Source organism: Streptomyces sp. NPDC032822, assembly GCF_055578825.1.
The window spans coordinates 491,259-515,641 of record NZ_JBVIOL010000006.1 but is presented as its reverse complement, the minus strand read 5'-3'; the positions used below and the strand labels follow the sequence as shown (position 1 = coordinate 515,641).

The following is a 24,383-nucleotide window of genomic DNA, read 5'->3' as shown; positions in this document are numbered from 1 at the left end:
TGGTCGGCGGCCAGGGCGGCGGGCGGAGATCCCGGCCCTCGTCAGGCCCGGTCGCCGCCTCCCAGGGTGCGCAGGGCGTCGTCCGTCAGGCGGTAGACCGTCCACTCGTCCTGGGGGAGGGCGCCGAGGGACTCGTAGAAGGCGATGGACGGGGTGTTCCAGTTGAGGACGGACCACTCCAGGCGTTCGTAGCCGCGGGTCACGCAGAGGCGGGCCAACTCGGTGAGCAGGGCCTTGCCGTGGCCGCCGCCGCGGGACCCGGGGCGGACGTAGAGGTCCTCCAGGTAGATGCCGTGGACGCCGCGCCAGGTGGAGAAGTTGAGGAACCACAGGGCGAAGCCGACGGGCTCGCCGGTGGTGTCGTCGGTGGCGAGGTGGGCGTAGGCGGCGGGGTGGGGGCCGAAGAGGGCCTCGTGGAGCTGGCCCGGGGTGGCCCTGGCCTCGTGTGCGGCCTTCTCGTACGCGGCCAGCTCGCGGATCAGGGTGTGGATGACGGGGATGTCGGCGGGGGTCGCGGTGCGGATCATGCGGCGAGGTTAGGGCCCGTCGGGCGGGTCGTGCCGCAGACGCCGGCTCTGCCCCGTTCACCGGCGTGCATGAGGCGTCCCGGCCGCGTCCTGGGGTCTGATCCGCCGGGCAGGCCTCAGGTCGCGTGGTTCCGCAGGCGCCTCGCGATCTCCAGTTGGCGGGGTTCGGGGGTTCGGCCGTCCTCGATGTCCCACAGGGTGTTCTGGAGGAGACGGCCGAGGGTCCAGGCGCGGGCTCGGGCGCGGTCGAGGGCGAGGATGTCGGTCATGGCGTCGAAGCGCCAGCGGATCTCGTCGGCGTCGAAGCGGTTGTCGAGGGCGGGCCAGAGGTCGAAGCCGGGGTCGCCGGCGAGCGGCTTGGGGTCGATGGCGAGCCAGGGGGCACGGTCGGAGGCGAGGACGTTCTCGTCGTGGAGGTCCCAGTGCAGGAGCCGGTCGCCCGGTTCGTCGACGACCTCCCGTACGGCCGCCGCGCAGTCCGCGATCAGACGGCGGGTCTCCGGGTCCGTGACGTGGGTCAGCGCCCTGGGGGTCTCGTCCAGCATGGCCTGGGCGATGTCGCCGAGGCGGCGCATGCCCTGCGGGGCGGGGCCGGCGGTGAGGTGGGCCAGCAGGCGGGCGATGACCTGGACGGCCTCGCGGGTGTCGCCGAGGTGGGACAGCATGCGGGTGGGGTCGAGGCGTTCGAGGAGCATGGTGCCGGTGGCCTCGTCGTGGTCGAGGAGGCGGACCGCCCGCTCGCCGTTCCAGACGCGCAGCGCGACCGGCTCGCCCTCGCTCTCCTCGTCGAGGAGTTGGAGCTTGAGGACCGCCCGGGTGGCGTCCGCGCGGACGGCCACGGGGAGGACCAGGGCCGACACTCCGTGCATCGGGGCGCCGTCGGCCGTCAGACCCCAGCGGTCCAGGAAGTCGGCCGTCAGCTCCGGCAGGCCCGCGATGAACGCGCGGCCCGCCTCCCCGTTGAACTTCTCCTGCGATGCGGCCAGCTCGTCCGGGATGTCGATCACGACGCGGACCCTACCCGCGTGCGTGAATCGGCTCATGCGAATTTGCCGGGGTGGCCGGGGCGGCTGGGGTGGCCTGGCTGTCCACAGGGTGTGGACGTACGTCCGCACCGCCCCCGGCACCTACCTCTGGCTGACCGTCCTGTTCGTCACCACGGTCGCCCTGCACCACATGTCCCCGCAGTTCGAGGACGCGTTCCTGCGGCAGCGCTCCACCAACATCCACGAGCTGTCCGGCAACCCGGTGCGGGTGCTGTTCGCCAGCGCGATGTGGATCGAGGGCGGCCACTGGCTGCCGTATGCCGTCCTCTACTCCGTCTTCCACGCACCGGTCGAACGCCGGCTCGGGACCGCGCGCTGGCTCGGGGTGTGCGTGGCCGCGCACGTGCTGGCCTCGCTGATCGGCGAGGGGGCGCTGCTGTGGGGGATCCGGCACGGGATGGCGCCGGAGTCGGCGGTCAACACGCTGGACATCGGGGTGAGTTACGCGCTCGCGGGGGTCGTCGCCGTGCTGGCCCATCTGATCCCCTCGCCCTGGCGGTACGGGTACGGGGCCGCCGTCCTGCTCGTGTACGGGGTGCCGCTGGTCACCGGCCGGACCTTCACCGATCTGGGACATGTCGTCTCCGTGCTGATCGGATTCGGGTGCCGGCCGCTGGTCAGGGGGCGGGCAAAGGTGCGGAATCCGAAGGAGACAGCGCCCGCTGTGAAGGGCTAGCGTCCGGGCCATGAGCAGCCCGGCAAGCGCCGTCGTCAACGGCGGGATCTCCTTCTGGTACGCCCACGACGGCCTCCCCGCGATGCGGGATCCGCTCGACGGCGACACGAGCGCCGACGTCGTGATCGTGGGCGGCGGCTACACGGGGCTGTGGACCGCGTACTACCTGAAGAAGGCCGCGCCCTTTCTGCGGATCACCGTCCTGGAGCAGAAGTTCTGCGGCTACGGCGCCTCCGGCCGCAACGGCGGCTGGCTCTACAACGGCGTCGCGGGCCGCGACCGGTACGCGACCCTGCACGGGCACGAGGCGGCCGTACGGCTGCAGAAAGCCATGAACGACACCGTCGACGAGGTCGTCGAGGTCGCCGCCGCGGAAGGGATCGACGCCGACGTCCATCGCGGCGGGGTACTCGAAGTCGCCTGTTCTCCCGCCCAGTTGGCGAGGCTGAAGGCGTTCCACGCGCACGAGCTGTCGTACGGCGAGGACGACCGTGAGCTGTACGGCGCCCGGGAGACCGCCGAGCGGGTCCGGGTGGCGGACGCGGTCGGGTCGGCCTGGACCCCGCACGGGGCGCGGGTGCATCCGGTGAAGCTGGTGAAGGGGCTGGCGGCGACCGTCGAGGCGCTGGGCGTGACGATCCACGAGCGGACGCCGGTGACGGAGATCCGGGCCCGGCACGCGGTGACGCCGTACGGGACCGTCCGCGCGCCCTACGTCCTGCGCTGCACGGAGGGCTTCACGGCCGGGCTCAGGGGCGGGCGGCGGACCTGGCTGCCGATGAACTCCTCGATGATCGCGACCGCGCCGCTGACCGACGCGCAGTGGGAGACCGTCGGCTGGGACGGGCGGGAGGCGCTGGGCGACATGGCGCACGCGTACATGTACGCGCAGCGGACCGCGGACGGGCGGATCGCGCTGGGCGGACGCGGGGTGCCGTACCGCTTCGGCTCGCGGACCGACAACGACGGGCGGACCCAGGACGCGACCGTCCGGGCGCTGCGGGAGATCCTGGTGCGGTTCTTCCCGTCGCTGGCCGGGGTGCGGATCGAGCACGCCTGGTCGGGCGTGCTCGGGGTGCCGCGCGACTGGTGTGCGTCGGTCACCCTGGACCGGTCGACGGGGCTCGGCTGGGCGGGCGGCTACGTCGGCTCGGGCGTCGCCACCGCGAACCTGGCGGCGCGGACGCTGCGGGATCTGGTGCGGCAGGACTCGGGGCAGGGCGGCCGTACGGAGCTGACGGAGCTGCCGTGGGTGGGGCACAAGGTGCGCAAGTGGGAGCCGGAGCCGTTGCGGTGGCTGGGCGTGCAGGGAATGTACGCGACCTATCGGGCGGCGGACCGGCGGGAGACCGCGCGCCACAGCGCCGTGTCGTCGCGGCTGGCGCGCGTCGCGGACCGGGTGGCGGGGCGGCACTAGCGGGCGAGGACATCTCCCGGCTGTTCGGGCCGGCGGTTCCGGTACCTCGGGAGCACTGGCGGCACCGGGACGACCAGGGGTACGGGGGCCACCGGGGGTACGGGGAGCACCGGGACCGCCAGGGGCGCTCGTCGGGGGGACGCTCATCCGGGCGGCGGGCCGTGGGCCGGGTGGGTCGCCTCCGCGGGGTTGAGGTCGGACGTCATGGTTCCAGGACCACCTTTCCGGTGGTGCCGCGGGTTTCCAGGGCGCGGTGCGCGGCGGCTGCCTCGGCGAGCGGGAAGCGTTGGACGGCGGGGGTGAGGCGGCCCTCGGCGGCCAGGGTGAGGGCACGCAGTTCGAGGGTGCGCACAGGGTCGGGGCCGCCGGCCTTCCGCATCATCACGGGGCCGAGGACCTGCTCGGAGACCCCGTCGACGAGGTACGGCGCCCCGTCGTGCAGTCCGTCGCCGGACCAGCCGAAGACGAGGTGGGTGCCGCCGGGACCGAGCAGGGCGACGGCCTCGCGGGCCACCTCGCCGCCGACGCCGTCGAAGACGACCGTGGCCGTGCGTCCGCCCAGGTGGGCGCGGACCTTGTCGGGCCAGGACGGGTCCTTGTAGTCGACGGCGAGATCGGCGCCGTTCGCCTCCACGAGGGCCGTCTTCCCGGGACCGCCGGCGAGGCCGATGACGGTGGCGCCGGCCTGTCGGGCGTACTGGACGAGGAGGGTGCCGATCCCGCCGGCGGCGGCCGGGATCACGGCGACCGAGTCGGGGCCGAGCTCGGTGAACTGCAGGATCCCCATCGTCGTACGGCCCGTGCCGATCATGGCGACGGCCTGCGCGAAGTCCAGGTTCTCGGGGATCTCGTGGACGCGTTCGACCTCGGTGACGGCGAGTTCGGCATATCCGCCGGGGGCGAAGCCGAGGTGGGCGACCACACGCCGGCCGAGCCAGAGTGCGGCGACGCCCTCGCCGAGGGACTCGACGACTCCGGCGACCTCGCGGCCGGGGATGGTCGGCAGGACCGGCGGCTCGGGCAGGGGGCCCTTGAGGCCCTCGCGCAGGGCGGTGTCCAGGAGGTGCACTCCGGCCGCCGCCACGGCGATACGGACCTGCCCGGGACCGGGAACGGGGTCGGCGACCTGTTCGTGGGTGAGGTTCTCGGCCGGGCCGAAGGTGTGCAGGCGGATGGCGTGCATGGAGCAGCTCCCTTGGGTGTCTGTGTCGCTTGTCCCCGTCGGAGCCCCACTCTTCAACCTCAAGCATGCTTGAGGTCAAGGGTGTTCCGGCCGAGGGCGAGGGAGATCGCGGTCAGGGCACTGTTGAAGGAGACCTCGGACAGCACACCCGGGGCGGCGACCTGGTCGCCCGTGAGATAGACGTCGTCGCCGCGGTCGATGGCCGGCCGGTCGCGCCAGCTGGTGCCGGGCAGGTCGACGGCGCCGGTACGGCCGTTCGCCACGGAATCGCGCCGCCAGGTGACACGCCCGCGCCAGCCCTCGAAGGCCAGGTCGAGGAGTTGCTCGGCACGGGTGATGCCGGCGGCCTTCGTCTCGTGCGGGGCGATCGGGAACTGCCCCTGGAGGAGCTGCTCGCCGGCGGGGGCGAGGGAGCGGTCCTGAGCGGTGAAGCGTTCGAGCCAGCCGGGGGCGTCCAGGTCGGAGACGGCGAACGCGTCGCCGCGCCGGGTGCGTACGGCGAGGTCGATCAGCGCGGTACGGCCGCCGGTCCAGGTCAGCGAGTCGTCGCCGAGGAGCCTGCGGGCGGCGTCCAGGGAGGTGGCCACGACGACCGGGGAGTCGGTGGGGAGGGTGTCGACCCGGGAGAGCGTCTCCATCCGGACGCCCAGGTTCCAGGCCCGGGCGGCCATCCGGTCGATGACACTCGCCCAGCCGCCGCGCGGATAGTGGGCCTCCGGTGGGAGCTTGGTGGCGCGGCGCAGACGTTCCTGCACGAACGCGGCGGACAGCGACCCGGGGTCGTGGTGGAAGAGCGCGACGGCGGAGTAGTGGGCGGCGGCGCGGGCGCCCTCCTCGCCGGCCTGGTCGGTCGCCCACGTCAGGAAGTCGACGTCGACGGGGGCCTGCCGGGCGTCGCGGCGCAGCAGCTTGAGCATCGCGAAGGGCGGGGTGCGGCGCAGGACCCCGTGGTGGCGCAGCCGCAGCCGGGCGGCCTCCAGGGGCGGGACCGGGGCGAGCGGGCCGACGAGGTCGCGCTGCCGGAGCCAGGCCCAGTGCGGGCCGCCGCTGTAGAGGGCGTGCGGTCCCTCGTTGGTCTTGTACGGCCCCTCGGCGGTCCGTGCCCGCCCGCCGAGGGTGTGGTGGGCCTCGTACACGGTGACCTTGGCGCCCGCTTCGGCCGCGGTGACGGCCGCGGTGAGTCCGGCGAAGCCGCCGCCGATGACGGTGATGCGGTGCATGGCTGGGGTCTCCCTCGGTCGACTGTGGTGCGTGCGACGTCGTTTTCGTTGATGAGACGTCGTTGAAGAGGACTGATCTGAGGCCCGGAATGTGACATCGCCGGTGTCTGCGCAGGTCAGGGTGATTGTCAGTGGCGGGGTGCAGCATGGGGGCATGGCGAGGAAAGTGCTGGGCGGGACGGGCGGGAAGGCCGGGGCCGGTGTGAAGGCGGCGCGGCGGCCGGAGGTGCGGCTGCCGCCGCTGGAGCCGTACGACGGGGGGTTGCTGGAGCCGGACGGGGACTATGACGGGCTGGAGTTCGTGGCGGCGGACTTCGCCGGACAGGACGGGCGGGGGGCCCGTTTCATGGACTGCGCGCTGACGGGGTGCGCGCTGGACGAGACCCGGCTGCACCACGCGCGCGTCCTGGACTCCGTCCTCACCGGCATCCGCGGGGTCGGCACCGACCTGGCCGAATCGACCCTGAGAGACGTTCAGTTGGTCGACGCCCGGCTCGGCGGGACACAGATGCACGGAGCGGTCCTGGAGAGGGTCCTGATCCGCGGCGGCAAGATCGACTACCTGAACCTGCGCACGGCCCGCCTCAAGGACGTCGTCTTCCAGGGCTGCGTCCTGGTCGAGCCGGACTTCGGGGGCGCCAGGCTGGAGCGGGTCGAGTTCGTGGACTGCGAACTGAAGGGGGCGGACCTCAGCGCCGCCACCCTGAAGGACGTCGACCTGCGCGGAGCCGCCTCGCTGGAGATCGCGCGGGGCATCGACCGGCTGACGGGGGCGGTGATCAGCCCGGCCCAACTGCTGGACCTGGCACCGGTGCTGGCGGCGGAACTGGGAATCCGGGTGGAGGGCTGAGGGGGCGGGGTGCCGCTTCCCGGCCGGGAGGCCGCTTTTCCTGGACCGGGAGGTCGTCTGCCCGACCGTGCGGTCGCCGTGGGTTCAGCGGACCCGGGGGAACTGGGCCTGGAGTGTCCAGATCGCCGGGTTCTCGCCCAGGTCCTCGTGCAGGTCGGTCAGGTCGGCGATCAGGTCGTGCAGGAAGTCCCGGGCCTCCTTGCGGAGTTCGGTGTGGGAGAAGTTCAGCGGGGGCTCCTCGGCCGGCATCCAGTCGGACTCGATGTCCACCCAGCCGAAGCGGCGCTCGAAGAGCATGCGGTCGGTGGACTCGGTGAAGTCGAGCTCCGCGTGCTGGGGACGGGAGGCGCGGGAGCCCGCCGGGTCGCGGTCGATGCGCTCGACGATGTCGCACAGGGCCCACGCGAAGTCGAGCACCGGGACCCATCCCCAGGCTGTGGACAGTTCCCGGTCCGCCTTGGAGTCGGCGAGGTAGACGTCACCGCAGAACAGGTCGTGGCGCAGGGCGTGGACGTCCGCGCGGCGGTAGTCGGTCTGCGGGGGGTCCGGGAACCGGTTGGAGAGGGCGTAGCCGATGTCGAGCACGTACGTGATGGTGTCACGCGCCTTCTCATAGGATCGCCGGGTGTCCCGATCCGTGACGGTTGTCCCGACCTGCGCGTCCCTGTTCCTGGCCCTCACCCTGATCGCCGGGTGCGGCGGCGGGGGAGCGGTGGACGGGAGCCCCGGCAGCTCCGGCGTGGACGACCCGTACTTTCCCGAGGCGGGCAACGGCGGGTACGACGTCACGCACTACGACCTGGACCTCGCCTACGAGCCCGGAGCGGGTACCGGCACGGGCGCGGGCACGGACGCTGACACCGATACGGATACCGGCACCGATACCCATACAGGCACCGGCACGGATACCGGCACCGGCCACCTCGCCGGCACCGCGACGATCACCGCCCGCGCCACCCGGAACCTCTCCGCCTTCGACCTCGACTTCGAGGGGCTCGACGTCGGCGGGGTCACGGTCGACGGGAGGGCCGCGCGCTGGAACCGTTCCGGGCAGGAGCTGACCGTGCGCCCGCGGGACGGTCTCGACACCGGCAGGACGTTCCGTGTGACCGTCCGCTACTCCGGCACCCCGGTGACGATCACCGATCCGGACGGCTCCGAGGAGGGCTGGCTGCGCACGGCCGACGGGGCGCTCGCGCTCGGCGAGCCGACGGGGTCGATGGCGTGGTTCCCCGGCAACCACCACCCCTCCGACAAGGCGTCGTACGAGCTCACCATGACCGTGCCGAAGGGCCTGCGGGCCGTGTCCAACGGCGAGTTGGTGAGCGAGCGCGCCACCGGGGACCGTACGGCCTTCACCTGGCGGACCGCCGAGCCCGTGGCGAGTCACGTCGCCACGGTCGCCGTCGGCGACTACGACATCCGCCGCTCCACCACCGCCGACGGCCTGCCCGTGTACGTCGCCGTCGACCCGAGCGTGGCCGGGGCGAGCCGGAAGGTGCCGGCGCAGATCTCCGGCATCGTCGAGTGGGCCACGGACACCTTCGGGCCGTACCCCTTCTCCTCCACCGGAGCGATCGTCGACCGTGACGGCGACGCCGGGTACGCCCTGGAGACCCAGAACCGGCCCGTCTTCCCCGGCGTGCCCGACACCGGGCTCCTCGTCCACGAACTCGCCCACCAGTGGTACGGCAACTCGGTCACCCCGAAGACCTGGCGGGACATGTGGCTCAACGAGGGCTTCGCCACGTACGCGGAGTGGCTGTGGCGGGAGGACCACGGCGGCGACAGCGCCCAGCGGACCTTCGACGCGCTGTACGACCACGGCGACCGGACCTACGGGGACCTCTGGTCCTTCCCGCCCGCGCGGCCGACGAGTGCCGCGCACCTCTCCGACAGCCCCGTCTACCAGCGCGGCGCGATGGTCCTCCACCGGATCCGCCGCACGATCGGCGACACCGCCTTCCGGTCCCTCCTCCGCGACTGGGCCACCACCCACCGCCACGGCAACGCGGACACGGCCGACTTCACGGCGTACGTCGAGCGGCGGGCGCCCGGCCAGGACGAGGCCCTCGACCGGATCTGGGCGGACTGGCTGTACGGGGAGGGGAGACCGGCGCCCGTCTGAGACCGGTCAGGTCTCGGGGCCGCCCTGGTCCGACTCGTCCAGCAGCCGCCCCAGTTCCGGTGGCCACACCGGCTCCGCCGGCTCGGCGAGTTCCTGCCGGGTCCACCAGCGCCAGGTGAGGATGCCCTCCTCGGTGTGGTGGGCGGTCAGGTGGGCGCCGGTCGGGGGGCGGTGGGGGCCGTGGGTGACGTAGATGGTCTCGTGCTGGCGGACGGGGATGTCGGCGCGGGTGAAGTCGTGTTCCCAGGTGCACAGCAGGGGGCCGGGTTCGAGGTCCGTCCAGCCGGTCTCCTCGGCGAGTTCGCGCCGGGCGCCCTCGCGTGGGCTCTCGCCGGGCTCCAGACCGCCGCCGGGCAGGGCCCAGTGGAAGCCGATCTCGTCGTTGTCGTAGCGGAAGAGGAAGACCGAGCCGTCGGGGGCGAGGACGGCGGTCCGGGCCGCGGCGCGGGGGGTGCGCAGCGGCTTGCGGAGCACCGTGCAGGGGCGTCCGCGTTGGCGTTCGGCGCGGTGGCCGATCGGCTCGTAGCCGAGGGCCGTCCAGAAGGCGAGGCCCTTGGGGTTGGTGTCGAGCACGGCCAGGCGTACGGCCTGGCGGCCCGCCGCGCGGAAACGGTCCTCGACGAGACCGGCCAACCGGCGTCCGTGGCCCCGGCGTTGGACGTCCACGGCGACCATCAGGAAGCCGATCCACGGGTCCGGGTCGGCCGGGTCGGGGTGCCGGTCGAGGGTGACGACGATCCCGACGAGCCGTCCCTCGCTGCGGGCGAGCGACACCTCCACTCCGGGGCGCACCGCCTCCTCGGCCAGCGCGGACGCCACCTGGTCCGGGCGGATGTCGTCCGGGTCGGGGAAGTCGCCGCTGAGGGCGTGGAAGTCGCGGTGGGCGGCGTAGAGCGCGGTGAGTTCGGTGAGCAGCGGGCCCGGGACGGCGCGGTCGGGTGTGAGGGGGAGGGGGGTGAGCATCACGCGGGCAAACTATCGGGCGCCCGGGGCGGGGTGACGGGAACGCCCGGGCAAGAGGGGGCGGGAACGACCGGCAAAGAGGGCGGGAACGCCGGAGCCCCCGGCCGTCGTGGTGACGGTCGGGGGCTCCGTACGGCGGTGGTGCGACGTCGGATCGGACCGAGCCGGTCGGATCAGCCGGATCAGTCAGATCAGACGGGTGGGACGGGTCAGACGCTGACGCCGAAGTCCTGGGCGATGCCCACCAGGCCCGAGGCGTAGCCCTGGCCGACGGCGCGGAACTTCCACTCGGCGCCGTTGCGGTACAGCTCGCCGAAGACCATGGCCGTCTCCGTGGCCGCGTCCTCCGACAGGTCGTAGCGCGCGATCTCGGCGCCACCCGCCTCGTTCAGGATGCGGATGTAGGCGTTGCGGACCTGGCCGAAGTTCTGCGAACGGTTCTCGGCGTCGTAGATCGAGACCGGGAAGACGATCTTCTCGATGTCGGCCGGGAGGCCGGCGAGGTTGACCTTGATCGCCTCGTCGTCGCCCGCGCCCTCGCCGGTGCGGTTGTCACCGGTGTGGACGATGGTCTGGTCCGGCGTCTGCTTGTTGTTGAAGAAGACGAAGTGGCCGTCCGAGTAGACCTTGCCCTGCGGGTTGACCGCGATCGCCGAGGCGTCGAGGTCGAAGTCCGTGCCGGTGGTGGTGCGGACGTCCCAGCCGAGGCCCACGGTGACGGCGGTCAGGCCCGGAGCCTCCTTGGTAAGCGAGACGTTGCCACCCTTGGACAGGCTTACAGCCATGGTTGGGAGTCCTTCCCTAGTCAGACGTACGGCATGAAGCTACAGCTACCCGTATGAACGTGGAGAGAGGTACCAGAGGTTCCAGCTCTCTTTACTTTCTTTACCCGGGATATTCGGGTGACGTGGACCGGACAGACGAGGGAACATGGACCTCATGTCCGGTCCTCGCCTGGGGTCTGGGGGTATGTCCCCCAGAAATCTCAGTATCCGCGGCTCCGTCTCGCTTCCCGAGGCCGAGCTCATGTGGCGTTTCTCGCGGTCCTCCGGCCCGGGCGGACAGCACGTCAACACCAGCGACTCGCAGGTGGAGCTCCGTTTCGACCTCGCCCGCACCGAGGCGCTGCCCGAGGTGTGGAAGCAGCGGGCGCTGGCCAAGCTGGCCGGCCGGCTCGTCGACGGCGTCGTCACCGTGCGCTCCTCCGAGCACCGCTCCCAGTGGCGCAACCGCGAGACGGCCGCCGTACGCCTGGCCTCCCTGCTCGCCGAGGCGACGGCTCCGCCGCCCAAGCCGCGCCGGGCCACCCGGGTCCCCCGGGGCATCAACGAACGCCGGCTGCGGGAGAAGAAGCAGCGCTCGGACACCAAGCGGGGGCGCAACGGCCGCGACTGGTCGTAGCCCGACCGGCCCGGCCCCTAGGCCAGCTCCAGCACTCCGACGGTCTCTCCCTCGCTCATCTCGCCGTTCGGCCGGAAGCCGAGCCGCAGATAGAAGTTCTCGGGGCCGTCCGGTCCGGCGTGCCAGGTGACGTAGAGCTCCTTGCCGCCGCGTCGGCGGATCTCGGCCGCCACCGACTCGACGGCGAACCGGCCGTAGCCCCGGCCCTGTTCCCCGGCGGCGATGTTGAGGCGCCACAGGCCGGAGCGGAAGAGGGTGCCGTCCGCCTTCCAGTCGATGTCCAGGAAGGCCATCAGGAAGCCGACGGGCCGGTCGCCGTCGACGATCAGGCGGGGCCAGGCGACGCCGGCGGGGTGGACGTAGGCCTCGGCGAGGGACTGCATCACCGGGGAGACGGCGAACTCCTGCTCCGGGAGGACCTTGATGCCGGTCGAGGCCTCGAAGTTCCGGGGGGTGACCTCTTCGAGGCGGGGCGCGGGAGCCGCAGCCGGTGTGGGAGTGGGAGTGGGAGCCGGAGCGGGAGTCGGTGTCATCCCGGCACCGTAGGTCGTGTGATCGCCGGAGGCGAGCGAATTCCGGGCGCCCCGGCTGTCGGCCCGCCCGGACGCCCGGCTCACCCCAACTGCCGGTAGCGCCCCCGGAAGTACGTCAGTGGTCCGCCCTCCGCGTGCGGTGCGCTCGCCGTCAGGACGCGGCCGATCACCAGGGTGTGGTCGCCGGCCGGCAGACGTTGCTCGGTGCGGCACTCCAGGGTGGCGAGGGCACCGCCCACCAGGGGGGAGCCGCTGGCCTCGCCGCGGACGTAGGGGATGTCCGCGAAGAGGAGGCGGTCGCTGATGCGGCCCTTCATGGCGAAACGGCCGGCGATGTGCCGCTGGCTCTCGGAGAGGACGGACACCGCCCACAGGGGCTGCTCGTCGAGCAGGTCGTCCATGCGGGAGCCCTCGCGCACGCTGACCAGCACCAGCGGCGGGTCGAGGGAGACCGACAGGAACGCCGTCGCCGTCATGCCGACGTCCTCGCCCTTCGGCGCCGTGGGGTCGTCGGGGTCGAGCGGAGGCTCCTGCGCGGTCACCAGGACCACGCCGGCGGCCAGCCGGGACAGGGCGGCGCGGAACTCGTCGTTGCTCACCCCCACAGGATGCCCGGGGGCGGGGGAGGGAAGGGTGGCGGACGGGGCGGGGGGAATGTTCGGCACGCCCGGAACGCTAATCTCGGCGGTGAACGCGCCGCATCGGGCCTCTGGCCGAGATCGGTCCTAGGACTCGGGGACGAGTTTCCTTGTGTCCGGTCCTGTGCCTATCTGTACGGCCTCCACACTCGTACAAAGTTTGCGTTCAGGAAACGCACAGGGAAATCGCAGAAACCCCCCTCAAATGTTCATCTTCTGCTGTGACTTGAGTCACAAGAGGCATTAATTGTTGACCCTGTGTACCGAGTGGGCAGCGCGCTGTGATTCAGTGGCGGGGAAGCTGCCAGGACGAAACGCCGATGAGAACCCTTGATTCGCTGCGAGGTCTCGGGGGGAGGGCGAGCATGGAGACCGAGTCGGAACCCTACGTCCGCCTGGCGTCCTTGAGACAGCTGCATCAGGTGATGGCCGACATGAACACGGCCCGCAGCCTCGCGGACACCCTGCAGACCGTCGCCGACGGCGTGGTCCAGGCCCTCGGGTACGAGCTGGCGTGCGTGAACCTCGTGCGCCCCGACGGGGACCTCGTCGCCGCCGCCTTCGCCGGCAACGCGGCGGCCGAGGCACTGATCACCGGTCGCGTCGGCTCCCGCGAGTCCTGGGAGCGCCGGCTCGGCATGGGCGAACACTGGGGTGACCTGGTCTTCATCCCGCACACCGAGGGCTGGGTCCTCGACGACGACGACGTACCGCAGTGGTACACCGACGGGCCCGCGCCCCGCTTCGAGGACGAGTGGCATCCCTCGGACCGGCTCTTCGCCCCCATGTACACCCCCGCCCCCTCCGGTGGCGGCTCCTGCGGCGAACTGATCGGCGTGCTCTCGGTGGACCGGCCGCGCAACGGGCGACGTCCGGGCGCGTGGGGGCGCGAGGCGCTCCAGATGTACGCGTTCCAGGCCGCCATCGCGATCAGCAACGCGCGTCTACGTGCCAATATGCAGCGCGCACTGGTCAGACTCGAAAGAGAGCAGCAGGCTCTGCGGGCCAGCGAGGAGAGCTTCCGGCAGGCCTTCGAGTACGCCCCCTCCGGCATGGCCATCGCCGAGATGGGCGGCGACCAGCACGGCCGGATCCTGCGCACCAACGACGCCCTGTGCCGCGTCCTGGGCCGCCCCGCCTCCGCGATGCGCCGCTACGCCTTCTCCGACCTCGTCCACCCCGAGGACATAGGCACCCTGCTGCGCACCTCCGCCGAGGGCGGTCGCGCCGAGCTCCGCCTCGCCCGCCGCGACGGCACCTACGTCTGGGTCTCCCTGCGCAACTCCGTCGTCGCCGACGCCGCGGACGGCCCCCGCTTTCTCCTCACCCACGTCGAGGAGATAGAGGAGCGCAAGCGCCGCGAGCTCCAGCTCGCCCACCGCGCCTCCCACGACTCCCTCACCGGACTGCCGAACTCCGCCGAGCTGCGCTCCCGGCTCTCCGCCCGCCTGTGCCAGCGCTCCGACGGCCACACGGGCGCCCTCGAACCGGTGGACGCGGCCTTCGGACATCCCGCCTTCGACGCCAACGGTCACGGCTTCGACTACCGGCCGGGCGGTGCCGAGACGTACGACGGCTACGACCACCATGTCCACACCGTCGCCCCCGAGGGTGAACTCGACGACGGCACCAAGGGGCTCGCGGTGCTCTTCTGCGACCTCGACGGCTTCAAGTCGATCAACGACCGGTTCGGGCACAACGCGGGTGACGCGGTGCTCATCGAGGTCGCCCGGCGGCTCTCGCGCCAGGTGCGCGACGGCGACACCGTGGCGCGGCTCGGCGGCGACGAGTTCGTGGTGCTGGCCGACGGGCTCGGCCGGGCCGACGCCCAGGACCTCGCCGTACGGCTCCGGAACGAGATCATCCAGCCCATCCGGGTGGACGGCCGGGCCATGCGGGTCGGCGCCAGTTTCGGCATCGGGTGGGCGCACTGCGGCATGACGGCGGACGAAGTGTTGAAGTCGGCCGACGAGCGGATGTACGTCGAGAAACGATCTCGTCCCAAACAACACAGACGCGCGGGATGAGTCCCAGGTCAGTGAGCTGATGCGATCTGAGTCACCCGTTTGGGCCATCAGGAGCGGGTAGGCTCGCCCTTCTCACCACATGAATCGCATCCGCACGCACCTGTTGAGGAGACCAAGGGATGACGGCCGGCAACAACGGCGCGAGCACGCCCGAGGACGACGACCCGTTCGGCTATCTCTACGAGGACGGGCAAGCCAACGGGGCCCAGCCGCCGTCCGGTGGCTACGGCTACCCGGGCTCAGTCAACCGGGTGCGCGCGGTCGGCCAGCGGCAGTACGGCGGCCAGCAGGGCCAGGCCGCCGCGACCGCGCCCTACGGCCAGGTCCCCCAGCAGCAGGGTGCCCCGGGCCAGCAGAACGCCCACTACCAGGCCCCCGAGACGTTCCCGGGCGGCCCCTCCACCGTCCAGCACTCGCACACGTCGTACAGCGGCGGCAGCGGTCGCGGCCGGGGCCCCAACACCAAGGGCCTGCTGATCGGCGCGATCGCGGTGGTCGCCGCGGTCGTCATCGGCATCGGCGTCGCGATGGCGGGCGGCGACGAGGGCGACAAGGCGGGCGACGGCGGAGCGGCGGCGTCCCCGACGACGTCCCAGAACTCGGAGCCGAGCGCGTCGAGCAGCGGGAGTGCCGTCGCCGAGGAGCTGCCCACGGTCGACGCGAAGGCGCTGAACCTCGGGTCCGGTGTGAGCACGACGTCGGACGTCAAGGGTGCGAGTTCAGACGGCGGCATCTACGTCACGGGTCTCAACCAGACGGGTGCCTCCGTCACCTGGACCGTCAACGGCATCCCCAAGGGGGGCGTCTACACCCTCTTCGCGCACTACAGCACGGCCGACGACGATCAGTCGATGACGCTCACCGTCAACGGCAAGGAGTTCGGCAGCAAGCTGAACTTCGGCAACTTCGCCGGTGCCAAGGACGGCGACTTCGCCAAGGGCTGGACGAAGACCTACGCCTGGCCCTCCCTGAACAAGGGCACCAACACGATCTCGATCTCCTGCGCGGACGGCGACAAGTGCAACGTCCTGCTGGACCAGCTGTGGGTGAAGGCCGGACAGGTCAAGGACTAGGGATTCAGGCCGCGTCGGCCTCCCCCGTCACCGTGACCCGCCCCACCAGTTCCTCGTAGGCCTCCCGGTCGAACTCGCCCGCTGTCGGTGCCAGTACCGTCGCCGCGGCGAGGGCCACCGCTCGGGTCAGGCGGGTGGGCCAGGGGAGTTGGTCGGCCAGGGCCGACAGGAGGCCGGCTGTCGCGGAGTCGCCGGCTCCGGTGGGGTTGCCGTGGAGGTGCGCCGGTGGGGTGGCCTGCCAGCGGCCTTCCGGGGTGAGGGCCAGGAGGCCCGCCGGGCCCAGGGAGGCGACGACCGCGCGGGCGCCACGCCGACGGGCGTCCTGGGTGGCGCGCAACGGGTCGTGGGAGCCGGTGAGTTCGGCCAGTTCGTCGGTGTTGGGTTTCACGATGTCGGGCCGGGCCGCCACCCCGCGGCGCAGGGCCTCCCCGCTGGTGTCGAGGAGGACGGGTACGCCGGCCGCCTTCGCCGTACGGATCAGCCCCGCGTACGCCCCCACCGGCACCCCCGGTGGCAGGCTGCCGCACAGGGCGACCGCGGAGACGGACGGCAGCAGATCCTCGTACGCCTCCTGGAAGGCGGACCACTCGGCCGGGGTGATCGTGGGGCCCGGTTCGTTCAACTGGGTCGTGTCGCCGCTCTGTTGGTCCACGACGGCGATCGTGCGGCGGGTGGCGCCGGTGACCGGGACGAGCGCGTCCACCAGCGCCGGTACGGCGGTGAGGTGGTCCTGCACGACCCGTCCCGTGGCGCCGCCGACGAAGCCGGTGACCGCCACCTCGTGGCCGAGGGCCGCCAGCACCCGCGCCACGTTCACACCCTTGCCGCCCGGGCGTTCGGCCACGTCCGTGACCCGGTGGGAGGTGTGCGGGCGCAGGGACCGTACCCGATAGGTGAGGTCGAGCGCGGTGTTCAGCGTGACCGTGAGGATCATCTGGGTCGACCTCCCCCGTCTGTTTCGGAGAGCCGATCATGCCAAACGGAACGGCGGCTCTCCCAGTTTGACAGGACAACCGCCGCCTCCAACAGCAGGACAGATCACCCCAGTTGGGGATCGACCACCCATTCGCCCCGGCGCATCACGCCCTTGAGGCCGAAGTCGGCGTCCAGCAGGACCAGGTCGGCGTCCTTGCCGGGTTCCAGGGATCCGATCGTGTCGGCCATGCCCAGCAGCCGGGCCGGGTTGGCGCAGAGGGCGGCGACCGCGTCCCCGACCGACAGTCCGTCGACCGTCACGGCCCGCTGGAACGCGCGGTCCAGGGTGAGGGTGGAGCCGGCGATCGAGCCGCCCTCCACCAGCCGGGCCACGCCCTCGCTGACCTCGACCTCCAGCGGGCCGAGCATGTAGCGGCCGTCGCCGAAACCGGCCGCGTCCATCGCGTCCGTGATGAACGCCACCCGGTCCGCGCCCGCGTGGTGGAAGGCCAGCTGGAGGGCGGCCGGGTGCAGGTGCGTCCCGTCGTTGATCAGCTCGACGGTGATCCGCTCGTCCTCCAGGAGGGCGGTGATCGGGCCCGGCGTGCGGTGGCCGAGGGCCGGCATCGCGTTGAAGAGGTGGGTGGCGACGGTCGCACCCGCGTCGATGGCCTCCACGGTCTGCTCGTACGTCGCGTCCGTGTGCCCGATCGCCGCGATCACGCCGTGTTCGGCGAGGAGCCTGACGGAGTCGATGCCGCCGGGGAGTTCGGTGGCGAGCGTGACCATGCTGGCGTGGCCGCGTGCCGCGTCGACCAGCTTGCGGACCTCGGCCGGATCCGGGTCGCGCAGCAGCGCCTCGGAGTGCGCGCCCTTGCGGCACGGCGAGATGAACGGCCCCTCGAAGTGGATTCCGGCGATGTCGCCCTGCTCGGCCAGCTCCGAGAGCATGCCGGCCCGCTGCGCCAGGAAGTCCATCTCGCCGGTGACCGTGGAGGCGACGAGGGTGGTGGTGCCGTGCAGGCGGTGGGTGTGGATGCCGTGGAGGACCTCGTCGGTCGTGCCGGAGGTGAACGAGGCGCCGCCGCCGCCGTGGTTGTGGAGGTCCACGAAGCCGGGGACGAGCCAATGGCCCGATACGTCGAGGAGGCGGGCGTTCTCCGGGGCGGTGCCGGTGATGCGGGTGCCGTCGACGATCACCCGGCCGCCCTCGACGGTTCCCGTGGGCAGGACCACGTGGGCGCCGGAGAGGATCAGGGGCGCCTCGCCGGTGGCGGGCCGCGGGTCCGTCGTGGCCGGTCGCGCCCCGTGGCGGAGCCGCATGTCGACGCTGTCCCGCGCCCCTTGGGGGGTTGCCGTCACGTGGGTTCCTCCGGCGTCGTAGGTGTGGTGTCGAGCAGGTCCCAGGCCATCAGTCCCGCGCCCAGGCAGCCCGCCGTGTCTCCCAGGGCCGCGGGGACGATCGTCGGCGGCTTCTGGAAGGTGACCCGTTGCCGGACGGCGTCCCGCAGGGGTGTGAACAAGGTTTCCCCCGCCTCGGCGAGGCCGCCACCGATGATCAGGGTGCGCGGGTCCAGCAGGGTGAGTGCGGTGACCAGGCCGTCGGCGAGCGCGTCGACGGCGTCCTGCCACACTCGTACGGCGCTCGGGTCGCCGGACATGACGGCCTTGGCGCAGTGAGCCGCGTCCGCTCCCGGGTCCCCGGTGGCCGTCGCCCACGCCTCGCTCACCGCGGACGCGGACGCGTACCGCTCCAGGCAGCCGCGCTGCCCGCAGGGACACGGGGTCCCTCCGGGCCGTACGACGATGTGGCCGATCTCACCGGCGACGCCGTGGGCGCCCGCCTCCACCCGCCCGCCGATGCCGATGGCGCCCGCGATACCGGTGCCGAGCGGCACGAACAGGAAGCGGTCGGCGCCCCGGCCCGCGCCGATCCGGCCCTCCGCGAGGCCGCCGGTGCGGACGTCGTGGCCGAGGGCGACCGGGATGCCGCCGAGCCGTTGGCCGAGCAGGTCGCGCAGGGGTACGTCCCGCCAGCCGAGGTTGGCCGCGTAGACGGCGGTGCCGCGGTCCTCGTCGACGATGCCGGGGACGGCGACGCCGGCCGCTGCGGCGGGTTCGCCGAAGTGCTCGATGCCGTACGCGCGCAGCTCGGCGGCGAAGTCGAGGATGGCCTCGACGACGGCGTCCGGCCCGCGGTCCCGTCCGGTGGCGCGGCGGGCCCGGTGGAGCAGTTCGCCGTGCGCTCCGGCCAGGGCGGCCTTCATCCCGGTGCCGCCCACATCGAGGGCGATGACGTGTCTCACGGGGGACAGTGTGGCCCGTGGACCCGTAAGAGGTCTAGTCCACTCACGTGGTGTAGACCTTGTGCGAGCAATATGTATGACCTTTCGAGATTCTCGATGATCGACGATGTTGGGGCTATGGCAGTGCAGGGGTATAGGGCGAAAACGCTCGCGGCGGTGTCCGCGCTGGGTCTGACGACAGTCCTGGGCGGCTGTGGACTCGGCGGCGAATCCGGCGAGGTGACGCTGAGACTGGTCGCCGCCGACTACGGGGACTCCTCGGCGAACAGCTCGAAGAAGTACTGGGACACCCTGGTCAAGGAGTACGAGGCCCAGCACGACGGCGTACAGGTCGAGGTGACCGTGTACTCCTGGAGCGATGTCGACCGCGAGGTCAAGGAACTGGTCGACGCCGGCAAGGCACCCGACATGGCACAGATCGGCGCGTACGCCGACTACGCCCACGAGGACCTGCTCTACACGGCCGACGACCTGGTCTCCATCCCCGTGCAGGCCGACTGGATCGCCCAGCTCTCCGACGCGGGCGAGGTCAACGGCATCCAGTACGGCATGCCGTTCGCCGCCTCCACCCGGCTGCTCTTCTACAACAAGACCCTCTTCACCGAGGCCGGCCTCACCCCGCCGACCACCTGGAAAGAGCTCGCCGCGGACGCCGAGGCGCTGAAGGCGGAGGGCGTGAAGTACCCGTACGCGCTGCCGCTCGGGCCCGAGGAGGCGCAGGCCGAGACCATGCAGTGGCTGCTCAGCGGCGGGGGCGGGTACACCGACACGCTCGGCACCTACAGCATCGACTCCTCGGAGAACACCCACACCTTCGACTGGCTCCGGGACGACCTCGTCGCCAAGGGGCTGACCGGGCCGGTCGCGCCCGGGAAGCTCAACCGGGCCGGTGCGTTCGCCGCGTTCGCCTCCGGGGACGTCGGCATGCTCAACGGGCACCCCTCCCTGATGAAGATGGCCGACGACAAGGGCGTGAAGTTCGGCATGGTGCCGATGCCCGGCGAGGACGGCCCCAAGAAGATCTCCATGGGTGTCGCCGACTGGATGACCGCCTTCAAGAAGAACGGGCACGCCGACCAGGTCGGCGACTTGCTCAACTTCGTGTACAGCGAGAAGAACGTCCTCGCCTTCTCCCGTGAGTACGACCTGCTGCCGGTCACCAGCTCCGCGTCCGAGGTGATGAGCACGGCGAAGCAGGACGCCGACCTCAAGCCGTTCCTCGACGAACTGCCGCTGTCCGAGACGTACCCGGTGGGCGAGACCTCCTGGGCGCAGGTCAGCGCGGCCGTGAAGAAGGACATCGGGCAGGCCGTGGCCTCCGGCGGCAGCCCGGCCTCCGTGCTGAGCCGGCTCCAGTCGACGGCCGCGGCGGCACAGACCACCGAGTAGCCCGGGCAGCCGCGCGCTGGTCGCTGTCGGTGGCGGCGGCTAGCGTGCGGGCATGGACGAGGAGCAGGGGCTGGACCGCCGGGAACGGGAGATCCTCGCGTTGGAACGGCGGGGGTTCAGCGGGCCAGGACTGAAGGAGCGGGCGATCCGGGAGGAACTGGGGTTGGCGCCGGTGCGCTATTTCCAGCTCCTGAACGCGTTGCTCGACGACACCCGGGCGCTGGCCTTCGACCCGGTGACGGTGAACCGGCTACGAAGAGTGCGGGACGCACGGCGGTCCGAGCGGTAGGGGCGCAGCCCTCTTGGCTTGCGTCCCAGGGGCTCCGCCTTCTGGCCCCCCGCTGTGCCCACCCACTACCCGGCTCGGTCCCTCACAAGGCGGGCGTAACCCGTGGGGGCTTGGCCCACCCTTCAGCCAGGCGAGTCGGGCGGTGGGTGGGCACAGGCCGGGGCTGGGGGCGGAGCCCACAGGGGCATAGGCTCGGGGGCATGGTCACCGACTTTCTGCCGACGCCCTCGACCCCGGCAGGGCGTGAGGGACTCGACGCCCTGCTCGCCCAGCCGCGCCGGGCGGTCGTCGCGCTCGACTTCGACGGGACGCTCGCGCCGATCGTGGCGGATCCGGAGCAGGCCAGAGCGCATCCGGACGCGGTGGACGTGCTGGCGGCGCTCACTCCGAAGCTGGCCGCCGTCGCCGTGGTCACCGGGCGCCCGGCCGGGGTGGCCGTGCGCAACGGCGGCTTCGCCGGGGTCGCGGGGCTCGAACACCTCGTCGTCCTCGGGCACTACGGCGCCGAGCGCTGGGACGCCCGTACGGGCACCGTCGACGCCCCCGCCCCGCACCCCGGTGTCGCCGCCGTCCGGGCCGAGTTGCCGGGGGTGCTCGACGGGGCGGGTGTGTGGCAGGGGACGTGGGTCGAGGAGAAGGGGCGGGCGGTCGCCGTACACACGCGGCGGGCCGCCGATCCGCAGGCCGCGTTCGAGGCGCTGCGCGCACCCCTCACCGACCTGGCCACCCGGCACGGCCTGATCGTCGAACCCGGCCGTCTGGTCCTGGAGTTGCGCCCGCCCGGCATGGACAAGGGCGTCGCCCTCCTTGAGTACGTCCGCGAGGTCGGCGCCACGTCCGTCCTCTACGCCGGTGACGACCTCGGCGACCTCCCCGCCTTCGCCGCCGTCGACAAGCTCCGCTCCGACGGCACACCGGGGCTGCTGGTCTGCAGCGGCAGCGACGAGGTCACCGAGCTGCGGGAGCGCGCGGACCTGGTGGTGGACGGCCCGGAGGGGGTCGTAGGCCTGCTGGGGGCCCTGGCGGCACGGCTCGGCTGACGAAGGCCGCCGGCCGCGGTCACTCCTCCTTCAGCGCGGTCAGCTGCTCCAGGAACCACTGGGCCGGGGGCAGGGCGGTCGCCGCCGCGATCAGTCGCTTGGTGCGCTCGGCGCGCTCGCCGGCCGGCACGGTCAGGGCCTCGTGCAGGGCGTTCGCCGTGCCGACGACGTCGTACGGGTTCACGGCGACGGCGTCCTCGCCCAGTTCCTCGAAGGCGCCCGCCTCCCGCGACAGCACCAGCACGCACCCCTCGTCGGAGACCACCGGGATCTCCTTCGCGACGAGGTTCATGCCGTCCCGGATGGGGTTGACCAGCGCCACGTCGGCGAGGCGGTACGCGGCCAGGGAGCGGGCGAAGTCGTCCTTGACGTGCAGGACGACCGGGGTCCACCCCGGTGTGCCGTAAGCGGAGTTGATCTCGTCGGCCAGCCGCTGGACCTCGGCCGTGTAGTCGCGGTAGACGGCGAGGTCCTGGCGGGAGGGGTAGGCGAACGCCACGTGCACCACCCGCTCGCGCCACTCGGGGTGGTCGTCGAGCAGGTGCCGGTACGCCAGCAGGCCCCGGACGATGTTCTTCGACAGCTCGGTGCGGTCGACGCGCACGATGGTCCGGCGGCCCTCGCCGATCTCGGCCCGCAGGGCCGTCATCCGCTCCTCGACGTCGGGCTCGTGGGCCCGCTCGCGCAGGAAGTCGGCGTCCGCGCCCAGTCCGTGCACCCCGATCAGGGTGTCCCCGAGGCCGTCGGCGAACTCCGTGGCGCAGGCGGTGAACGCGTCCGCCCAGCGGTGGGTGAGGAAGCCGAGCCGGTCGGCGCCGAGCATGCCGCGCAGCACCTGCCCGGCGATGTCGTCCGGCAGCATCCGGAAGTACTCCGGCGGCGCCCACGGCGTGTGCGAGAAGTGGCCGATCCTCAGGTCGGGCCGCAGCTCGCGGAGCAGGCCGGGGACCAGCGTGAGGTGGTAGTCCTGCACCACGACCGCCGCGCCCTCGGCGGCCTCCTCGGCCAGCGCCTCGGCGAACGCGCGGTTGTACGTCTCGTACGACGCCCACTGGCGCCGGAACTCCGCGTCGAAGACCGGCTCCAGCGGGGTCTGGTACAGCATGTGGTGGACGAACCACAGCACGGAGTTGGCGATGCCGTTGTACGCCTCGGCGTGCACGTCGGCCGGGATGTCGAGCATCCGGACGCCGTCCTCGCCGATCCCGCGCCGGACCGCCTCCCGGTCGCCGTCGGACAGCGCCGAGCACACCCACAGGGCGCCCGCGTCCGGCCCGATGGCGGACAGGCCCGAGACCAGCCCGCCGCCACCCCGCTTGGCGTGGAGCGAGCCGTCCTCGCGGACGGTGTACGAGACCGGGCCGCGGTTGGACGCGACCAGTACCTCGGCACTGCCTGCCGCCTGCGGTGAAGCCATACGAGCCGTACGAGCCATGGGAGCCATACGCCACAACCTAGCCCGGCCCGGAAACGCTCAAACGTACGGACGCGCTCCGTGAGCACCCGTGTACCGGCCGGATGCGGTCTGCGGCAGCCGTGCGGCCGGACAGAGCCGGCACGGCCGGTACACGACCGGATACGGCCGGTGCATTCCCGGTACGCGGCCGGCAGCGCGTCACTGGTACGCGGCCGGGGCGTCACCGGTACGCGGCCAGTGCATCCTCGGTACGCGTACCGGTGCGTCGCCGGTAACCGGCCGGGGGCGCCGGCCTTACGCGGCCTTTCGCCGCGCGTACTCCGTGATCTCCACCATCGGCGGCCGTTCCTCCGTGTCCACGGAGTAGGTGCGCGGCTCGAAGCCGTCCCGGCCCCGTTCGAACTGGGTGAGGGAGGGGCGGATGAGGTGCCCGCGGGCCAGCCGCAGCTGGGCCGTGCGGTAGATCGCGGCGGACATCCGGCCGAGCGCCTGGCCGTCCTGGTGGCGGTGCTTGCGCACCCCGACGTCGACCTGGGCGAGCGCGTCGAGCCCCACCAGGTGGAGGGCGTCGATCAGCATGCCCAGCTCCACGCCGTAGCCCACCGGGAAGGGGAGCTGTTCCAGGAGCGAGCGGCGGGCCGCGTACTCGCCGCCGAGCGGCTGCACGAAACCGGCCAGCTGCGGCCAGTGCATGTTCAGCAGTGGGCGGGCCATCAGCTCGGTGACCCGGCCGCCCTGACCGGCGGCGCCGCCGAGGGGACGGTCGTACATCCCCTTGACCAGGTCGACCCCGGGGTCGGTGAGCAGAGGACCCACGATCCCGGAGACGAAGTCCGAGGAGAACTCCTTGAGGTCGGCGTCGATGAAGCAGACGATGTCCCCGCTGGTGGCGAGGAGGGAGCGCCACAGGACTTCGCCCTTGCCGGGGACGGTCGGGACGCGGGGGAGGATGTCGTCGCGGTGGACGACCGTGGCCCCGGCCGCGGCGGCCACCTCGGACGTGCGGTCGGTGGATCCCGAGTCGACGACGACGATCTCGTCGACGAGCGGGACCTGTCGCATGAGGTCGTGACGGATCACGGAGACGATGTCACCGACCGTCTCCTCCTCGTTGAGCGCGGGCAGTACCACGCTCACCGACTGGCCCGTGGCCCGTTTCGCGGCCATGATCCGGTGGAGCGGGCGGTCGGTCTTGGACCAGGAGCGGGTGCTCAGCCAACGCTCGACTTCGTTCAGCACAGTGCGCGGCTCCTCTGCGTGCCCGCCGCGGAAGCGGCTATGGATACAGTCATCTCGCGGTTCGGACGACTCTCTCAACTGTCCTGGCCTTCGGTTACAGTCTTGA

24 protein-coding genes are annotated in these 24,383 nt (G+C 72.1%); 10 read left to right on the top strand and 14 right to left on the bottom strand.

The features are described 5' to 3' along the window. Nucleotides 1-41: 41 nt before the first annotated feature. Nucleotides 42-527: a GNAT family N-acetyltransferase gene (locus ACZ5VD_RS20415; protein WP_468682872.1), complete on the bottom strand. Its 486-nt coding sequence runs from the start codon at nt 525-527 to the stop codon at nt 42-44. 116 nt (nt 528-643) lie between these two features. After that, nucleotides 644-1,570 carry an aminoglycoside phosphotransferase family protein gene (locus ACZ5VD_RS20410; RefSeq protein WP_468682871.1) on the bottom strand — a complete coding sequence of 309 codons (927 nt, stop codon included), beginning with the start codon at nt 1,568-1,570 and terminating at the stop codon, nt 644-646. On the opposite strand from ACZ5VD_RS20410, the gene ACZ5VD_RS20405 reads away from it, so the two are divergent. Together ACZ5VD_RS20405 and ACZ5VD_RS20400 are read left to right on the top strand one after the other, a co-directional pair. Continuing rightward, on the top strand, nt 1,569-2,249 hold the full coding sequence (locus ACZ5VD_RS20405; protein WP_468682870.1) for a rhomboid-like protein: 681 nt from the start codon (nt 1,569-1,571) through the stop codon (nt 2,247-2,249). The two genes, ACZ5VD_RS20410 and ACZ5VD_RS20405, sit on opposite strands and share 2 nt — an antisense overlap. A 10-nt stretch (nt 2,250-2,259) precedes the next feature. Then, nucleotides 2,260-3,666 (top strand): NAD(P)/FAD-dependent oxidoreductase, encoded by a 1,407-nt coding sequence (locus ACZ5VD_RS20400; RefSeq protein WP_468553107.1) that lies wholly within the window; start codon nt 2,260-2,262, stop codon nt 3,664-3,666. A gap of 202 nt (nt 3,667-3,868) precedes the next feature. Here the strand turns inward: ACZ5VD_RS20400 and ACZ5VD_RS20395 are convergent, their stop codons facing one another. Together ACZ5VD_RS20395 and ACZ5VD_RS20390 are read right to left on the bottom strand one after the other, a co-directional pair. Continuing rightward, nucleotides 3,869-4,849 (bottom strand): zinc-binding dehydrogenase, encoded by a 981-nt coding sequence (locus ACZ5VD_RS20395; RefSeq protein WP_468682869.1) that lies wholly within the window; start codon nt 4,847-4,849, stop codon nt 3,869-3,871. Nucleotides 4,850-4,908: 59 nt separating this feature from the next. Next, entirely contained in the window at nt 4,909-6,069 is a 1,161-nt protein-coding gene (locus ACZ5VD_RS20390; protein WP_468553105.1) for an FAD-dependent oxidoreductase, read from the bottom strand. Between the two features lie 154 nt (nt 6,070-6,223). On the opposite strand from ACZ5VD_RS20390, the gene ACZ5VD_RS20385 reads away from it, so the two are divergent. Next, nucleotides 6,224-6,919 (top strand): pentapeptide repeat-containing protein, encoded by a 696-nt coding sequence (locus ACZ5VD_RS20385; protein WP_468553104.1) that lies wholly within the window; start codon nt 6,224-6,226, stop codon nt 6,917-6,919. A gap of 84 nt (nt 6,920-7,003) precedes the next feature. Here the strand turns inward: ACZ5VD_RS20385 and ACZ5VD_RS20380 are convergent, their stop codons facing one another. Beyond that, the gene (locus ACZ5VD_RS20380; RefSeq protein ID WP_468549200.1) at nt 7,004-7,504 is read right to left on the bottom strand and encodes a hypothetical protein; all 501 of its coding nucleotides are present in this window, start codon (nt 7,502-7,504) and stop codon (nt 7,004-7,006) included. Between the two features lie 40 nt (nt 7,505-7,544). Between ACZ5VD_RS20380 and ACZ5VD_RS20375 the strand changes: the two genes are divergently transcribed. Then, nucleotides 7,545-9,047: a M1 family metallopeptidase gene (locus ACZ5VD_RS20375; protein WP_468682868.1), complete on the top strand. Its 1,503-nt coding sequence runs from the start codon at nt 7,545-7,547 to the stop codon at nt 9,045-9,047. 6 nt (nt 9,048-9,053) lie between these two features. Here ACZ5VD_RS20375 and ACZ5VD_RS20370 read toward each other — a convergent pair whose 3' ends face one another. Together ACZ5VD_RS20370 and ACZ5VD_RS20365 are read right to left on the bottom strand one after the other, a co-directional pair. Then, a complete protein-coding gene (locus tag ACZ5VD_RS20370) occupies nt 9,054-10,013 on the bottom strand; it encodes a bifunctional GNAT family N-acetyltransferase/NUDIX hydrolase (RefSeq protein WP_468682867.1) in 960 nt (319 codons plus the stop codon). 206 nt (nt 10,014-10,219) lie between these two features. Continuing rightward, complete coding sequence (locus tag ACZ5VD_RS20365) at nt 10,220-10,795, bottom strand: TerD family protein (protein ID WP_468549197.1); 576 nt, start codon at nt 10,793-10,795, stop codon at nt 10,220-10,222. 145 nt (nt 10,796-10,940) lie between these two features. Between ACZ5VD_RS20365 and arfB the strand changes: the two genes are divergently transcribed. After that, entirely contained in the window at nt 10,941-11,411 is a 471-nt protein-coding gene (gene arfB, locus ACZ5VD_RS20360) for an alternative ribosome rescue aminoacyl-tRNA hydrolase ArfB (RefSeq protein ID WP_468682866.1), read from the top strand. 17 nt (nt 11,412-11,428) lie between these two features. Here arfB and ACZ5VD_RS20355 read toward each other — a convergent pair whose 3' ends face one another. Together ACZ5VD_RS20355 and ACZ5VD_RS20350 are read right to left on the bottom strand one after the other, a co-directional pair. Beyond that, complete coding sequence (locus tag ACZ5VD_RS20355) at nt 11,429-11,944, bottom strand: GNAT family N-acetyltransferase (RefSeq protein WP_468682865.1); 516 nt, start codon at nt 11,942-11,944, stop codon at nt 11,429-11,431. A gap of 80 nt (nt 11,945-12,024) precedes the next feature. Beyond that, entirely contained in the window at nt 12,025-12,609 is a 585-nt protein-coding gene (locus ACZ5VD_RS20350) for a flavin reductase family protein (protein WP_468549194.1), read from the bottom strand. Nucleotides 12,610-12,947: 338 nt separating this feature from the next. Between ACZ5VD_RS20350 and cdgB the strand changes: the two genes are divergently transcribed. Both cdgB and ACZ5VD_RS20340 read left to right on the top strand, forming a co-directional pair. Next, on the top strand, nt 12,948-14,609 hold the full coding sequence (cdgB, locus tag ACZ5VD_RS20345; RefSeq protein ID WP_468549193.1) for a diguanylate cyclase CdgB: 1,662 nt from the start codon (nt 12,948-12,950) through the stop codon (nt 14,607-14,609). A gap of 119 nt (nt 14,610-14,728) precedes the next feature. Then, entirely contained in the window at nt 14,729-15,682 is a 954-nt protein-coding gene (locus ACZ5VD_RS20340) for a carbohydrate-binding protein (protein ID WP_468682864.1), read from the top strand. Nucleotides 15,683-15,686: 4 nt separating this feature from the next. Here ACZ5VD_RS20340 and ACZ5VD_RS20335 read toward each other — a convergent pair whose 3' ends face one another. The 3 genes from ACZ5VD_RS20335 to ACZ5VD_RS20325 all read right to left on the bottom strand — a co-directional run bounded on the left by ACZ5VD_RS20335 (nt 15,687) and on the right by ACZ5VD_RS20325 (nt 18,903). Then, nucleotides 15,687-16,616 carry a 1-phosphofructokinase family hexose kinase gene (locus tag ACZ5VD_RS20335; RefSeq protein WP_468682863.1) on the bottom strand — a complete coding sequence of 310 codons (930 nt, stop codon included), beginning with the start codon at nt 16,614-16,616 and terminating at the stop codon, nt 15,687-15,689. A gap of 104 nt (nt 16,617-16,720) precedes the next feature. Continuing rightward, nucleotides 16,721-17,851: an N-acetylglucosamine-6-phosphate deacetylase gene (gene nagA, locus ACZ5VD_RS20330; protein WP_468682886.1), complete on the bottom strand. Its 1,131-nt coding sequence runs from the start codon at nt 17,849-17,851 to the stop codon at nt 16,721-16,723. A 104-nt stretch (nt 17,852-17,955) separates the two neighbouring features. Next, nucleotides 17,956-18,903, bottom strand: coding sequence for an ROK family protein (locus ACZ5VD_RS20325; RefSeq protein ID WP_468682862.1), 948 nt, complete (start codon nt 18,901-18,903; stop codon nt 17,956-17,958). A 117-nt stretch (nt 18,904-19,020) separates the two neighbouring features. Here ACZ5VD_RS20325 and ACZ5VD_RS20320 point away from each other — a divergent pair, with 117 nt between their 5' ends. The 3 genes from ACZ5VD_RS20320 to otsB all read left to right on the top strand — a co-directional run bounded on the left by ACZ5VD_RS20320 (nt 19,021) and on the right by otsB (nt 21,621). Next, nucleotides 19,021-20,292: an extracellular solute-binding protein gene (locus ACZ5VD_RS20320; RefSeq protein ID WP_468682885.1), complete on the top strand. Its 1,272-nt coding sequence runs from the start codon at nt 19,021-19,023 to the stop codon at nt 20,290-20,292. A 52-nt stretch (nt 20,293-20,344) separates the two neighbouring features. Continuing rightward, nucleotides 20,345-20,581, top strand: coding sequence for a DUF3263 domain-containing protein (locus ACZ5VD_RS20315; protein ID WP_468549189.1), 237 nt, complete (start codon nt 20,345-20,347; stop codon nt 20,579-20,581). 200 nt (nt 20,582-20,781) lie between these two features. Then, complete coding sequence (otsB, locus tag ACZ5VD_RS20310; RefSeq protein ID WP_468549188.1) at nt 20,782-21,621, top strand: trehalose-phosphatase; 840 nt, start codon at nt 20,782-20,784, stop codon at nt 21,619-21,621. 19 nt (nt 21,622-21,640) lie between these two features. Here the strand turns inward: otsB and ACZ5VD_RS20305 are convergent, their stop codons facing one another. Beyond that, the gene (locus tag ACZ5VD_RS20305; protein WP_468682861.1) at nt 21,641-23,065 is read right to left on the bottom strand and encodes an alpha,alpha-trehalose-phosphate synthase (UDP-forming); all 1,425 of its coding nucleotides are present in this window, start codon (nt 23,063-23,065) and stop codon (nt 21,641-21,643) included. Nucleotides 23,066-23,332: 267 nt separating this feature from the next. Beyond that, nucleotides 23,333-24,277, bottom strand: coding sequence for a glucosyl-3-phosphoglycerate synthase (locus ACZ5VD_RS20300; RefSeq protein WP_468549186.1), 945 nt, complete (start codon nt 24,275-24,277; stop codon nt 23,333-23,335). Nucleotides 24,278-24,383 lie beyond the last annotated feature (106 nt).